Consider the following 14,332-nt stretch of genomic DNA (forward strand, 5'->3'; position numbering starts at 1 on the left):
GACAAAAACCTGATAAAAGTAAATTTTATGTTATGTCAAAACGCCCCAGCATCTCCCCAACAATCATGTGATCCACAACCTTGAACACACGCTGCTCAATCGGCGTAGAGGGCGCCAGCTCCGGGCTGGCGAGGGCCTTGCGAATCCCCTTTGCCACGTCGTTCACGATGCGCGCTGCCGCCTCCGCTGGAAGGCGCAACGCCTTGCCTGCTTCGATGAGACTGTCGAGCTTCACCTCGTTGAATCTCACGGCGCCTGGCAGTTCAATGGCCATGCGCACGGCGGGCCACGGTCCGTCCTGGGTGCCCAATGCTCTGGTGTGATAGGCGGATGTGCTCAGCAGATCGTAATGGCGCGCCAGCTCCGGCCCCAGGGCGGTCATGACAAATGACAGGTTCTTCAGGTGACAGTCGTCATTTGCCAGAAATACGTTGAAGACCAGCCATCGAAAGAGTCGAAACCGCGTTGCCGCAGGATTTGCCGAGAGGGTACTGATCTCGTACAGCGTCTCCAGGGACGCCCGGCTGTACTTCAGCGTCCGGGAGATGTTGAGCAGCTGGCAGGCGTCAATGATGTGTTTTCGCTGCGTATCGGGAAAACTGCCCAGCCTGTCGAAGCGTTCGATGATGTAGACCGGGACCGCCGCCTGGGCGTCGGGCAGGCGCCGCAGAGTAACGTCCGGGACGAGCAGCCCTGCCGCCCTGGCCAGCCGCATGGTCAGGAATTCGTTGTAGGCCGATGCCGGATAGCGCTCCACGTCGGGATGGTCGGGCTTCAGGATGTGCGTGGACGGCGTGGCGCCAGCCGGCTCAAACAGCTCGCCGTCTTTCACGACCAGCAGCAGTTTGTGCTGCGCGCCCGCGGCCGACATCTTCTTTGGTGCATCGTGGATCAGGGTCTGCTGCGGCAGATTGCGGATGCGGCGGACAAGCGCCTCATCGGGCAGCGGCGCAATCGCGCTGTCGGTCGGAAGTGCCTCTCCGGGCGGCAGCAAGCTCAGGGCGCCAGCCGATTCCCTCCCCAAATATCGCAAGACGTCGAAGGCATCGCGGACGTTGGCTTCCCGGCAGACCGCTTCGCGCAGATGCTCTTCTGGCAGGAGGTTGTCGAAGAACCACTGTACGGTTCTGACCGTGCTCCCGTCGCGATGCTCGAGCTGATGTCGTGGCAGAGCCGGTGACAGGTCAAAAGCCTGGGCAGACCTTGACCACAACGGGTCGTATCTCAGCGTCCAGATGTCCTGCTCTTCGAGCAGATGGCCAACGTGCTGGCGCTCGAAATAGATCTCCAGAACGCGCGCTTCACTCACCGCCGGCATCCCGCTTTTGCGCTGCACGCTGCGCCAGGCGCTCAAGCTCCGCTGCCGCGGAGTCGTGGAATTCTACGGACACGCGCACCCCGAGCTCCCGGAGCAAGCGAAACACCCGCCCCATCTGCACGGTGTCCTTGCCGTTCTCCACGTCGGACGCGAACTGCTTGCTGACACCCACCATGCCCGCCAGGTCGTCGATCCGGATGCCGGAGCTCTTGCGGACAGCACGGAGCACCGTGCCGATATCCGAGACGGAATCCACCGTTTTTTTCATGGAGATCTTTCCTCAGCGCTTAGTCGTCTCACGAAGGATTCGTCCGACTATTATTCCTGTGATCGCAGGAATAATAGTCGGAGGCCGCAGCGATTGCCATGGTTTCCTACGAGCGCAGGAAATCTCGATCCGCATCCACCGATAGCCGATGAATTCCTACGATCTCAGGAATATTTCCAACACCCCCCATCAGGCCAGCCCAGAGCAGGCCTTCCCTCACTCCCCCCCACCCAGCCCCACCCGCGTCGGCAGATCCCACGCGCCGCCCGGTGCGATCAGCCTACACATGCCCGTGGACGTGGCGTGGGCCAGCACGAAGCCCTTGCCGTCCCACTTCCATTCCTCCATCGACCAGCAATCCCCCAGGCCGCGGCCTTTCTGGGTGGCGGTGATGGTGCCGGCTTCATATTCCGAGCCCTGGGTGGTGACCAGCACGGGCTGGTAGGGCGGGGCTTGATTGACGATCCAGTAACCGTAGCCCACGTTGTAGGCGCCGCTCCAGCAGCGGGTGGCGACGAGGAGACGGGTGGCGGTGAGGCGGGTGGCGGTGGGGGCGGCTTCGAAGGACGGATCGGGTTCGGTGAGGTCGGGGCAGTAGTCGGTTTCGTCGCTCTTCAGGGTGGCGTGCAGGGCCTTGAGCAGGGCGGGGCCTTGCTGCTTCACCCAGGTCTTGTCGCCCGGCCTGGCGGGGGCGATGGCGCCGGGCTTGACGACGAGGCCCGGCAGCGGGGGAAGGGCCTTGCTTTCGGGCTGGGTGCCGGGCCGGATGAGGGCGCCGGGGGTGCCCAGGCGGCCCTGGAATTCGTCCATCTTGAGGAGCACGGCGGCGGCGCCGGTGTCGGAGAGCGCCCAGGTATTGCCCTTGCGCACAAACTCGATGCTGCTCTTGCGGGTCAGGGCCGCCAGCAGGGCCTGGGTCTGGGCCTTGTTGAGTTCGCCGAGGAGGCTGTCGCTGTCGAAGGCGACGGCGCCCTGGGGCGTTGCGTTGATGCGGAGGGTCAGCTGGAAGTTGCGGGGCAGTTTGTCGACGACGGGGTTGTCGTCGTAGCGGCCGATTCTCACCTGGGCCGTCACCGGCTGCCCCGGCCCGGCCGGGCGGGTGAGGAGCACGGAGATGCCCAGCTCGACGCCGTCCATGCTGTAGCCGGCGGCCCGGCAGGTACGGGTGTTGTCACAGGCCAGCTCCCAGTCGCCGTGGTTGAAGCGGGTGCCGGGCAGGTCGGCGGCATTCAGGGCAGGTGCCGCCAGCAGCAGGGGGGCACAGATCAGCGGAACAAAGCGACGCATGGGATGGCGGGGCCGGTGTGGGAGGGTGGCTGGCAGTCTATGTGCCCGTGGCCCCGCCATCAATGCGTGCGCAGTGATTTGCCCCTTGCTATCCTCCCCATCCCGACCACCGCCGCGGTGGCCAGCACACATCACGGAGAAACGCCCATGGCGTCGTTGCAGGATCAATTCATGAAGGCCGGCCTGGTCAGCAAGGGCAAGGCCAAGCAGCTCAACCAGGACAAGTCGCGCCAGCAGAAGCTCGACCGCAAGTCGGGGGTCCAGACGGTGGATGAAGCCAAGCAGGCGGCGCTGGAGATCCAGCGCCAGCAGGCCGAGCGGGCGCGGGAGCTCAACGCCCAGCGCGACGCGGCCGCGCGGCAGAAGGCCATTGAGGCGCAGATCGTGCAGATGATCCAGCAGCACAAGCAGGCCAAGCTCACCCGGGGCGCCGCCGAGGTGGCCTACAACTACACCCACGATGGCAAGATCAAGCGCATGTTCGTATCCGCCCAGGTGCGCGACCACATTGCCGCCGGCCATCTGGTGATCGTCTGCCAGGGCGACGCCGCCGAGCTGCTGCCCAAGACCATCGGTGACAAGATCGCCGAGCGCGACCCGGCCCGGGTGGTGTACGTGAAGCAGGCCGAAGCCCCCGCCGAGGACGACCCCTACGCCGACTTCAAGGTGCCCGACGACCTGATGTGGTGAGCGGGGCGTCCTGCCCCTCCAGGCCTTCCAGCCCCTGCCTCATTGCTGCCGGGCAAACCATTCCACCAGAAAATCCACCAGCGCCCGCAGCACGGGGCGCATCTGCCGGTTCGACTGGAACACCGCATGGATGCCCAGTGACTTGGGCTCGTAGCCCGGCAGCAGGGCAACCAGACGGCCCGACGCGATGAGATCGCGGGCCGCATAGCGGGGCTGCAGCGCAATCCCGGCGCCATGCTCGGCGGCACACAGCAGCGCCTGGGCCTCGTTGGCGCTGAGCCGCCCGCCCACCGGCACACCCAGGTGCTCACCCCGGGTGTCCACGAACTCCCACAGGCTGTGGCCGAAATAGGAGTAGGTCAGGCAGTTATGGGTGCTCAGATCACTGGGCGTGGCCGGCGTGCCGTGCTCCGCCAGATAGGCGGGGGAGGCGCAAATCACCGAGGCGCAATCTGCCAGCCGACGGGCGATCAGGTTGGGGTCCAGGTCATTGGTGATGCGGATGGCCAGATCAATCCGCTCTTCCACCAGATTCACCGCCCGGGAGTCCACACGCAGGTCCACCGCCGCCCGGGGATGGCGGCGCAGGAACTCGGGGAGGGCGCGGGCCAGCGCGGTCTGGGCCATGGACGGGGCACAGGCCACCCGCAGCATGCCGTGCACGGGATCGGCCTCGTCGGTGCCCGGCACCGCCATGGCCGCCGACACCTCCAGCATGGCCCGGCAGCGGGCCAGCACCTGCTCGCCGGGGGGCGTGAGGCTCAGGCGGCGGGTCGTGCGATGCAGCAGCCGGGCCCCGGCCCAGGTCTCCATCTCCCGCAGGTAGCGGGTCACCATGGCCGGCGACATCTCCAGCGCCTGGGCGGCGGCGGCCATGCTGCCCCGGTCGACGATCTCCACGAACACTTCGGCGGCGGTGATGCGGTCCATATTCAATCGGATCATGCAATAAAGACTTTCCGATTATGCGGTTTTTCTGCCGGATCAAGAAACATAGGATGACGGACATGGAAGGAGCAATCACGCGCCTCCGCAACGTTCCAGGAGAACTTTCATGTCCCACATCGCTATCCTCGGCATCACCGGCCGCGCCGGTTCCCGCATCGCCACCGAACTCCTCGGCCGCCGGCACACGGTCACCGGCATCGCCCGGAACATCGGCCAGGCCAGCGCCCAGCCCGGCCTCAGCCTGCAGGCCGCCGACGTCACCGACGGCAAGGCCCTGGCCCGCCTGCTTGAGGGCCACGATGTGGTGGTCAGCAGCACACGCTTTGTCGGCGGCATCGACGCCGCCACCCTGATCGCCGCAGCGAAGCAGGCCGGGGTGAAGCGGGTGGTGGTGGTCGGCGGGGCCGGCAGCCTGGAAGTGGCCCCGGGCATCGCCCTCATCGACACCCCGGAGTTTCCGGAGATCTACAAGGCCGAGGCCAGCGCCGGCGGTGTCTTCCTGCAGGCCCTGCGTGGCGAGACCGAGCTGGACTGGACCTTCATCTCCCCGCCGGCCCTGTTCGAGCCGGGCCAACGCACGGGCCACTTCCGCCTGGGCGGCGACGCGCTGCTGATTGACGGAGCGGGCAACAGCCACATCTCCATGGAGGACTACGCCATCGCCCTGGTGGATGAGATTGAACAGCCCCGACACCCCCGCCAGCGCTTCACCGTCGGCTATTGAGGCCGGCTTGGGGCGGCCCGCCCCCTTACGGGTGGGCCGCCCTGGGTTTCTCCGCTTACCAGATCTTCACGCGATCCTTCGGGTCCAGCCACATGGGGTCACCCTTGCGGATGCCGAAGGCCTTGTAGAAGCCCGGCTCATGCTGGGAGGCCGAGTAGGCGCGGTAACCGCCCGGGGGGTGGGCGTCGGTGGCGGTGACCTGACGCAGGTAGCCCTCCCGGGCCTTGTCCGACCACATCTGGGCCCAGGCCACAAAACAGCGCTGTTGCTGGCTCAGCCCGTCGATGGGGCGGTTCTCCCGGGGATGGGCCTTGAGGTATTTCTCGAGGGCGCCATAGGCAAAGGCCACGCCACCCACGTCGGCGAGATTCTCAGTGACGGCGAGGGCACCGTTGGCGTGCAGCCCGGGGAGCACCTGGTAGGCATTGGCCTGGCTCACCAGCTTGCCGGCCTGGGCGACGAAGCGGGTCTCGTCATCCTTGACCCACCAGTTGCGGACATTGCCCAGCTCGTCGTACTGGCGTCCGCCCGAGTCGAAACCATGGGTCAGCTCATGGCCGATCACGGCGCCGATGGCGCAGAAGTTGGTGGCCGGGTCACCCTTGGGATCGTAGATTGGCGGCTGCAGGAAAGCCGCGGGAATCTCGATGGCGTTGCGCATGGGGCTGTAGGCCGCGTTGATGACGGTGGGCAGGGTGGAGTGGGGATCGGCAAAGGCATCCTGCTGGATCGGCCCGCCAAATCGGGCCAGATCACGCCGGGCCATGAAGGTGGTGATGCGCTCCAGGTTGCCGAAATAATCGTCGGCACGCACATCCACCGACGAGGTATCGATCCACTGGTCCGGATAGCCCACGGTGATGGACACCTTGTCGAGCTTGGTCAGGGCCTGCTTGCGGGTGGCGGCGGTGAGCCAGGTGTTCTTTTCGAGGCGGGCACGGAACTCGGCCCGCACGCGTCCCACCATGTCCTCCACCGCGTGGCGTGATGCCGGGCTGAAGTGCTTGGCCACATACAAACGGCCCAGGGGATGGCCGATCTTCCCGGCGATCTTGTCGAACACCTGCTTGGAGCGGGGCGGCAGCTCGAAGCCCGAGCCGTAGAAAGCGCGGGTGAAGGTCAGGGCGGGGGCATTGAAGTCGGTGGACAGGCCCCCCAGGCTCATGCGCAGGTACTCCCACTTGAGGTAGGTTCTCAGCTCGTCCAGGGGCAGCTCGGCGAAGATGGCAGCCCGTTCGACCATGGACTTCACCTCGAGGGCCGTGACAGTGGACGGCGGGGCCAGGCCGATCGTCGCGAAGTAGGCGTCCCAGTCAAAACCCGGCGTCAGCGCCTTGATCCTGGCGTAAGGCATCTCCACGAAGCGCTTCTCAGGATCCTGATGCTCCACGAGGGGCTGGCGCACCCGGGCAATCCGCGTTTCCAGGGCCAGCAGCCGCGCTGCAAAAGCCTTGGCCTCCGCGTCAGCAAAACCGGCCAGCACCATGGTGTCCGTCACGTAGGTGAGATAGGCCTCCCGGAAGCGGGCCGACTCCGGCTTGAGGTAATCCTCGAAGTTCGGCATCACGAGCGCGCCGTCACCCACCACCACAATGTAGCGGGTCTTGTCACGGATACCCGGGGCAATGCCCGCGCCCAGCGCAACGGGTTCGTTGGTCGCCAGATACAGGCGGGCCAGCTCCGGGGCCAGCCCGCTCCTGTCCGTGATGGCAGCGATGCGCTCGAACACCGGTTTGAGGGGCGCATGGCCCAGGGCCTTCAGGCGGGCCTCGTCCATGCCTGCCGTGTAGAGATCACCCACCTGCTGGGTGGGGCTGCCCTTGGGTGCAGACGCGGCCTGGCGTGCCGCCTCTTCCACCACCTGGAGCAGGATCACGTCCGTGCGCCTGGACATCAGGTCGAGGCCCGAGATGCGCACGCTGTCCGCGGGGATCTGCATGGCGTCGTACCAGCGGCCGGCGGCGTAGCGGGTGAAATCCTTGCGGGGGTCGGCGCTGCGGTCCATCTTGTCCACCGAGAAGCCGGCCGGAAAGCCGAAGCTGGGAACCTCGCCGGCCTGGACAGCCTGGACGGAACAGGCAGCCATGGCCGCCACGACAAGACGCATCGGGAAGTGCTTCATGCTCATTTCCTTCTCTCACTCGCTGACAATCAGGCCTTTGGTACCGGCGTCGTGATCCATCCACCCATCCTCGCCCTTGAGGCGACGGTCACCCTGGATCGTGTAGGTCACGGTGCCCACCCGGAACACCAGGGCTCCGTCGCTTCGCTTTGCCTTCACCGGCTTGCCATTCACCCACACCTTTTCCTTGGCGTCGATACGGATCGTCGCCACCGTGGCACCCGCATCCGACCTGGCCACCCACTGCCCGGCGTAGGGTGTTGCCACGCCGGGCGCCTCCAACGGTGCGCTGCCGAAGCCCGCCTTGGCGTTCTCCGCCTTCGACTTGGTGATGTCACAGCCCTGGGCCTCCGACACCTGGGTACAGCCGGAACGCTCAAGCTGCTGGGCATACTTGGCATTGATCGCATGAGCCGGGGTGTGGAGCAACAGGCAGACAGGCGCGAGCAGGAGCAGGGCAGGTTTCATGGGGTTCTCCCTAGAGTGGGTCAGTCTTTGAAAGAGGCCGGATCGAGGTCTGACGGGGCAACGCAGCGGGAGGTGGTATGAAACCATCGCAGGCTCACCCATTCGGGATCTCTGGCGCAGCATGTTAGCTGGCCTGGAAGTTTCACGGACACGCATTACGGCCAATGCATCGCCCTGACAATCCCCCGCCCGCATGGTTAAATCGCAGCCATGAATCCATGCCCCCCCAACACCACAGACACCGCGGTCGCCGATCATCGGGAAGCCGCCTGGTCCGAGTATGCCGTGCTGGTGGTGGACGACGAAGCCGGGGTGCGCAACTTTCTGGAACGCGCCCTGCGGGCCCGGGGTTGTCGAGTGGAGGTGGCCGGATCGGCCGAAGAGGGTGCCGAGCGCCTGCGCGAACATCACTTCGACGCCATCGTGCTCGATATCGCCCTGCCGGGCCGCTCGGGCATGGAGTGGCTGCGCAGCCTGAAGAACGCCGGCTTTGCCGGCGACGTGATCCTGATCACCGCCTTTGCCGACATCGAAACCGCCATCGACGCCCTGCGCGCCGGGGCCTCCGACTTCGTGCTCAAGCCCTTCCGGGTCGATCAGATCATCAATTCCCTGCAACGCTGCTTCGAACGCGCCCGCCTGTACCGCGAGAACTTCGTGCTGCAGCGCCAGGTGGCCGGCCTGGGGGGTGAAGTAGCCGGACTGATCGGCCATTCGGCACCGATGCGCGCCCTGTGTGACATGATCCGGCGCGTCGCGCCCACCCCGGCCACCGTGCTCATCCTTGGCGAATCGGGCGTCGGCAAGGAGGTGACAGCGCGGGCCCTGCACCAGATGAGCCCGCGGGCCGAGCGTTCCTTCGTGCCCCTCAACTGCGCGGCGGTGTCCGCGGAACTGATCGAAAGCGAACTTTTCGGCCACGTGCGGGGCGCCTTCACCGGTGCCCGTGAAGCCCGGCGCGGCCTGTTCCACTACGCCAACGGCGGCACCCTGTTCCTCGACGAGGTGGGCGAGCTGCCCCTGGCCATGCAGACCAAGCTGCTGCGCGTGCTGGAAGAGCGGCGCATCCGCCCGGTGGGCAGCGAGGCCGAGGTGCCGGTGGACGTGCGCGTGGTGGCTGCCACCAACCGCGACCTGCACGCCGAAGTGGCGGCGGGGCGCTTCCGGCGCGATCTGTTCTACCGCCTCGAGGTGCTCACCCTGTCGATCCCGCCCCTGCGCCAGCGCCCCGAAGACGTAGCCGAACTGGTGCAGCACTTCAACGCCCAGCTGTCCTCGCGCCTGGGCCTGCCGCCCCTCACCGTCACGCCCGCCGACCTGGTCAGCCTGGCCACCTATCCCTGGCCTGGAAACGTGCGCGAGCTGCGCAACCTCATCGAACGTTCACTGATCCTGGGCAGCCTGCCGGTGCACAACCAGGTCCAGGGCATGGCCGACCCCCTGCCCCTGAGCCTGGCCGAGGTGGAGAAGCGCCACATCCTGGCCGTTCTCGACCAATGCGGCGGCAACAAGACCCACGCCGCCACCCTGCTGGGCGTGTCCCGCAAGACCCTCGACCGCAAGGCGGTGGAGTGGGGCCTGGCATGACCGGCCCGGCGTGTCGGTGGGGCGCCCGCCCTTGATCGACGTCCGGGAACGCCTCAGCCGCTCGGTCCGCAGCAAGCTGCTGGCCATGGTGCTGGCGCCCCTGTTCCTCGGCGTGCCCATCCTGCTCGGGCTGGTGTGGATGTGGGGCACCCAGGGCTACCAGCAGCTGGTCAGCTACAAGGTCAGCTCCGACCTGGTCACCGCCCACGAGTATTTTGCCCACATGCACCAGACCATGGCCGTGGACATCGCGGCCCTGGCTGGTTCCCAGCGCCTGGCCCGGGCCATGGCGGCGCCCGGCGGGGCAGGCATCGGGCGCTACCTTGACGAAGCCCGTCAGCAGACCGGGCTGGACTTCCTCTATCTGCTCGACACCCACGGTGCGCTGCAGGGGACGACCCGGTCACGCCAGCCGGGCGCAGAGCGCGGCGCCTGGCCGGTGGTGCGCAAGGCCCTGGCCGGTGAAGCCGCCACCGCCATCGACGTCTTCGATGCCGAACAGCTCGCCGCCATCGACCCCGCCCTGCGCCAGCGGGCCCGCCTGAGCCTGGTGCCCACCCCCAACGCCGCCCCCGACGAGCGCCTGGAGGAAACCCGCGGGCTGATGATCCATGCCGCCATCCCGGTGCGCGATGAAGGTGGGCAGCTCATCGCCGTGCTGGAAGGCGGCGTACTGCTCAATGGCAACAGCGACATGGTGGATCGCATCAACGCCATCATCTACCGGGAGGGCACCCTGCCCCTGGGCAGCCGCGGTACCGCCACCCTGTTCCTCGGCGACACCCGCATCGCCACCAACGTGCGCCTGTTCGAGGGTGAGCGCGCCCTCGGCACCCGTGCCTCCCGGGCCGTGCGCGACCACGTGCTGCAGGAGGGCAAGGTGTGGCTCGACACTGCCTTCGTGGTGAATGACTACTACGTGTCGGGCTACGAGCCGGTGATCGACAGCTTCGGCAAGCGCGTCGGCATGCTCTACGTGGGCTTCCTGGAAGCCCCCTTCAGCGCCGCCATGCAGGGCGCGATGTTCACCCTGTTCGCGGTCTTCGTGTCGGTCAGCGTGGCCGGCTGCGTGCTGTCCCTGCGCTGGGCGCAGAGCATCTTCAAGCCCCTGGAACAGGTGGGCGCCACCATCGACCGCGTCGGCGCGGGCGATGCCGAAGCACGGGTCGGCCCGGTGGCCAGCCAGGACGAGATCGGCCAGCTCGCAGCGGCCTTCGACGGCCTCCTCGACACCCTCGCCGCCCGCCGGGCCGAGCTGCAGCGCTGGGGGGACGAACTGGACCGCAAAGTGGCCGAACGCACCCTCGAACTGCAGGCGGCCAACGCCACCCTGGAACAGGCCCGCCACCACCTGGCCATGACCGAGAAACTCGCCGCCATCGGCGAACTCACCGCCGGCGTGGCCCACGAGATCAACAACCCGGTGGCGGTGATCCAGGGCAACCTGGATGTGATGAAGGAGATCCTCGGCCCGGCCGCCGAGCCGGTGCGCGAGGAGATCCGCCTGATCCACGAGCAGACCCACCGCATCTGGCTGATCGTCACCAAGCTGCTGCAGTTTGCCCGCCCCGGGGAGTTCGCCGGCTATACCGAGGGCGTAGACCCCAACGCCCTCATCGCCGACTGCCTGGTGCTGACCCGCCACAACCTGGAACGCCGCAACATCGACGTCCACGTGGACGCTGCGGCCACCTGCAAGGTCGAGGTGAACGCCAGCGAACTGCAGCAAGTCCTCATCAACCTCATCGTCAATGCCATCCAGGCCATGCCCGACGGCGGCAGTCTGCGCCTGCGCATCCGCGACTGGGAAGAAGATGGCCGAACGGTGGGTGCTGCGATGGAGGTCTGCGACACCGGCCAAGGCATCGCCGCCGAGGACCTGTCACGCATCTTCGACCCGTTTTTCACCACCAAGAAGGGCTCGGGCACCGGGCTCGGGCTATCCATCAGCTACACCATCGTGGAACGCTACGGTGGCCACATCTCGGTGGCCAGCAAGCCCGGGCAGGGCGCCTGTTTCACCGTGCACCTGCGCAGCGAGGCGCGCTACGCCGACGCCCCCACAGCCCCCGGCTTCACCGCCCGCTGGATCGAGACCCGGCCGCGACGCTAAACCGCTCCACTCAGGCCGATGCGCGCCGCAGCCAGGCGCTCACCCCGTCCACTACCACCGCCATCATCAGCATGGCCAGGATGACAGTGCTGGCCTCCGCCTCGTGGAACAGGGACAGGCTGTAATACAACTGGGCGCCCAAGCCGCCGGCCCCGACAAAGCCCAGAATCGCCGCCATGCGGATGTTCATCTCCCAGCGGTACAGGGCGTAGGCCAGCCACTGGGGCGCCACCAGGGGCAGGGTGCCGTAGAGGAAGGTGGCCAGCGCCGGGGCACCACTGCTGACAAGGGCCTCGGACGGTGCCGCTGGCGTGTTCTCCAGCGCCTCGGCAAACAGGCGTCCGAGCACCCCGGTGGTGTGCAGGGCCAGCGCCAGGGTACCGGCGAAGGGGCCAAGACCAGCCGCCAGCACCATCAGGGTGGCCCACACCAGCTCGGGCACCGAGCGCAGCAGGTTGAGGCTGAAGCGCGCCACCTGCCCGACCAGCCAGCCCTGGCGACCCGCCGCAGGCAAGGCCAGGCCGGCCGCCAGGATCGCCGCCAGCAGGGTGCTGAGAAGGGAGATGGCCAGGGTTTCCAGCGCCGCCCAAGCCACCTTGGCCAGGAAGTCAGCGGAGGTCTCCGGCGGAAAGAAGCGCTTCACAAAGTCCGCCGCCTCATTGGCAGCCGACCCCGTGAACAGGGCGCCCAGGGGCATGTCGAGAAAAGCAAAGCTGGCGCCCACGGCCGCCAGCAGCAGGGCCACGGCCAGCAGCGCGCCAAGGGAGATGCCTGCCCTCATGCCAGCCGCCTGCGCAGAAAGCCGGACAAGCCATCCGCCGCCAGCACCAGTACCAGGAAGGTGGCCAGGATGCTTGCCGCCTCACCGCCATTGAGCATCTTCATGGACTGATCCATCAGCTGGCCGAGGCCACCCGCGCCGACGAAGCCCATCACCACCGAGGCGCGCACCGCGCACTCCCAGCGATACACGGTGTAGGACACCAGCTCCTGGGCCGCATTGGGCAGCAGCCCGTAGCACAGGGCAGCAAGGCGCCCGCTGCCGGCTTCCAGCAGGATGCGCGCCGGGCGGGCATCGGTGGATTCGAGGATCTCACCGTACACCTTGCCCAGCATGCCCCCGTAGGTGATGCCCAGGGCCAACACACCAGCCGCCGCCCCCAGGCCGAAGACGCGCACGAACAGCAGCGCCCACACCAGCTCCGGCACCCCTCGCAGCACTGCCAGTACCCCGCGGGCCAGGCCGCGCAGGATCTGCCCGACCCAGCCACCACGCCCCGGCCCCAGGCGCGAGATCGACAGGCTGCGGGTCATCAGCAGGCCCAGGGGCACCGCCAGCAGCATGGACAGGGCAATGCCCGCCGTCGCCATGGCCAGGGTCTCGACCGTGGCCCGGGCCAGCATCGCCAGAAATTCAGGCGCGGTCTCGGGCGGCAGGAAGCCCCCCAGAAAATGCCCCATGGCCTGCAGGTTGCCCGCCTCGAACAGGGCCGCCGGACGAAAGTCCGTCAGACGCAGCAGGGGCCACAGCAGCACCAGCGCCACCAGGGTCCAGCCCAGCCGCGGCAAGGCCGCCGGATCGCGGGTAGCGGTGCTCATCGCGACAGGCCCGATGCAGGCAGGGGCTTGAGCACCACTTGCTGGATCACCCGATGGGTAAAGCTGTAGGCGTCTATGGAAGGCTCTGACGGCGAATAGTGGGACGGTGAGGGCGACTTCAGTCGCCCGCGGACGTGGGGCAACGGTTTGCTCGCGATCAACGCGTGGAGGGCGACTGAAGTCGCCCCTGCAGGAGTGGCCGCATCGACCGTCAGACGACCCGTCAAACTGAGGAAAACTGGATGAACTCGACCCCACGGCAGCAAACGCGCCAGCCGTCGGATGACATCCCCCCTGCAGTCATGGCCGGGCCTCATGCGCACCTCAAGGGCGGCAGGCCGGGGGCAGGAGCATCGGCCGGCTCGCCGGAAACAGGCAGCACCCCTTCCGCCGCGTAAAGATCCCGCAGCATGGCCTCGCTCACCTGGTCCGCCGGCAGATCGAAGACGATCGCCCCTTCCTTCACCCCGACCACCCGCGGAAAGTGACGCAGGGCCAGATCCACCGCATGCAGGCTGGCAACCAGGGTCACCCCGCGACGCACTGCCTCCTCGTTGAGCAGGGCCACGGTGAGTTCGGAGAGGGCCGGATCCATGGCCGACACCGGTTCGTCGGCAAGCAGCAGCTCGGGCTGCTGGTACAGCACCCGGGCCAGGGCCACCCGCTGTAGCTGGCCGCCGGACAGGCGGTCGCAGCGCGCATAAAGCCGCTCGGCCAGGTCCAGGCGCGCCAGCTCCCGGGCGGCACCCTCCGGGTCAACCGGCAACACCAGCGATGCCAGCGCCTTCCACAGGGGCCACTGGCCCAGGCGCCCGGCCAGCACCGCCGTCACCACCCGCTGGCGCGGCGGAATGGGTGGCGACTGGTGCACCAGGCCGATGCGCGCACGCAGGCGACGCAGGGCGCGGGGCGAATCCACCCAGGGTTCGCCCCCGAGCAGGCACACCCGCCCCCCGGTCGGACGCAGGGACGCGGCGAGCACCCGCAGCAGGGTGGTCTTGCCCGCACCGGACGCCCCGATCAAGGCCACCCGCTCGCCCGCCGCCACACGCAGGTCGACGCCGCGCAGGGCGTGAAAGCCGTTGGCGTGGGTCAGCCCGACGCCTTCGAGGGAGAAACCCATGGTGATCCTTGTTTTCTATCCAGGGGCCGATGTAGGGGCGACTTCAGTCGCCCGCGGACTCCGATCAAGGGTTTGTCGGTGATCG

Annotated in this window: 13 protein-coding genes; 4 read left to right on the plus strand and 9 right to left on the minus strand. The window is 67.4% G+C overall.

Translation table 11 applies throughout. The annotated features are described in order from the left end of the window. Positions 1-25: 25 nt before the first annotated feature. The 3 genes from J0L98_RS04905 to J0L98_RS04915 all read right to left on the minus strand — a co-directional run bounded on the left by J0L98_RS04905 (position 26) and on the right by J0L98_RS04915 (position 2,873). Positions 26-1,354 (minus strand): HipA domain-containing protein, encoded by a 1,329-nt coding sequence (locus J0L98_RS04905; RefSeq protein WP_296410418.1) that lies wholly within the window; start codon positions 1,352-1,354, stop codon positions 26-28. After that, positions 1,302-1,586: a helix-turn-helix domain-containing protein gene (locus J0L98_RS04910; RefSeq protein ID WP_296410420.1), complete on the minus strand. Its 285-nt coding sequence runs from the start codon at positions 1,584-1,586 to the stop codon at positions 1,302-1,304. Before J0L98_RS04910 ends, J0L98_RS04905 begins: the two co-directional genes overlap by 53 nt. 216 nt (positions 1,587-1,802) lie before the next feature. Then, positions 1,803-2,873 carry a DUF1176 domain-containing protein gene (locus J0L98_RS04915; RefSeq protein ID WP_296410422.1) on the minus strand — a complete coding sequence of 357 codons (1,071 nt, stop codon included), beginning with the start codon at positions 2,871-2,873 and terminating at the stop codon, positions 1,803-1,805. A gap of 147 nt (positions 2,874-3,020) precedes the next feature. Here J0L98_RS04915 and J0L98_RS04920 point away from each other — a divergent pair, with 147 nt between their 5' ends. Continuing rightward, complete coding sequence (locus tag J0L98_RS04920; RefSeq protein ID WP_296410423.1) at positions 3,021-3,563, plus strand: DUF2058 domain-containing protein; 543 nt, start codon at positions 3,021-3,023, stop codon at positions 3,561-3,563. Between the two features lie 39 nt (positions 3,564-3,602). On the opposite strand, the gene J0L98_RS04925 is transcribed toward J0L98_RS04920, so the two are convergent. Beyond that, on the minus strand, positions 3,603-4,508 hold the full coding sequence (locus tag J0L98_RS04925; RefSeq protein WP_296410424.1) for a LysR family transcriptional regulator: 906 nt from the start codon (positions 4,506-4,508) through the stop codon (positions 3,603-3,605). A gap of 109 nt (positions 4,509-4,617) precedes the next feature. On the opposite strand from J0L98_RS04925, the gene J0L98_RS04930 reads away from it, so the two are divergent. Continuing rightward, a complete protein-coding gene (locus J0L98_RS04930; protein ID WP_296410426.1) occupies positions 4,618-5,235 on the plus strand; it encodes an NAD(P)-dependent oxidoreductase in 618 nt (205 codons plus the stop codon). Positions 5,236-5,290: 55 nt separating this feature from the next. Here J0L98_RS04930 and J0L98_RS04935 read toward each other — a convergent pair whose 3' ends face one another. Continuing rightward, the gene (locus J0L98_RS04935) at positions 5,291-7,357 is read right to left on the minus strand and encodes a M13 family metallopeptidase (RefSeq protein WP_296410428.1); all 2,067 of its coding nucleotides are present in this window, start codon (positions 7,355-7,357) and stop codon (positions 5,291-5,293) included. 15 nt (positions 7,358-7,372) lie between these two features. After that, positions 7,373-7,825, minus strand: a complete 453-nt coding sequence (locus J0L98_RS04940; protein ID WP_296410430.1) for a hypothetical protein — start codon at positions 7,823-7,825, stop codon at positions 7,373-7,375. Between the two features lie 210 nt (positions 7,826-8,035). On the opposite strand from J0L98_RS04940, the gene J0L98_RS04945 reads away from it, so the two are divergent. Next, complete coding sequence (locus tag J0L98_RS04945) at positions 8,036-9,412, plus strand: sigma-54 dependent transcriptional regulator (protein WP_296410432.1); 1,377 nt, start codon at positions 8,036-8,038, stop codon at positions 9,410-9,412. 31 nt (positions 9,413-9,443) lie between these two features. Beyond that, positions 9,444-11,525 (plus strand): cache domain-containing protein, encoded by a 2,082-nt coding sequence (locus tag J0L98_RS04950; RefSeq protein WP_365954240.1) that lies wholly within the window; start codon positions 9,444-9,446, stop codon positions 11,523-11,525. A 10-nt stretch (positions 11,526-11,535) separates the two neighbouring features. Here the strand turns inward: J0L98_RS04950 and phnE are convergent, their stop codons facing one another. The 3 genes from phnE to J0L98_RS04965 all read right to left on the minus strand — a co-directional run bounded on the left by phnE (position 11,536) and on the right by J0L98_RS04965 (position 14,247). Next, the gene (phnE, locus tag J0L98_RS04955; protein ID WP_296410434.1) at positions 11,536-12,306 is read right to left on the minus strand and encodes a phosphonate ABC transporter, permease protein PhnE; all 771 of its coding nucleotides are present in this window, start codon (positions 12,304-12,306) and stop codon (positions 11,536-11,538) included. Further along, positions 12,303-13,124 (minus strand): ABC transporter permease subunit, encoded by an 822-nt coding sequence (locus J0L98_RS04960; protein ID WP_296410435.1) that lies wholly within the window; start codon positions 13,122-13,124, stop codon positions 12,303-12,305. The genes phnE and J0L98_RS04960 overlap by 4 nt, the downstream gene beginning before the upstream one ends. A 313-nt stretch (positions 13,125-13,437) precedes the next feature. Beyond that, the gene (locus tag J0L98_RS04965; protein ID WP_296410436.1) at positions 13,438-14,247 is read right to left on the minus strand and encodes an ATP-binding cassette domain-containing protein; all 810 of its coding nucleotides are present in this window, start codon (positions 14,245-14,247) and stop codon (positions 13,438-13,440) included. Between the last annotated feature and the right edge of the window lie 85 nt (positions 14,248-14,332).

Source organism: Zoogloea sp. (assembly GCF_017302315.1).
Lineage (GTDB): Bacteria > Pseudomonadota > Gammaproteobacteria > Burkholderiales > Rhodocyclaceae > Zoogloea.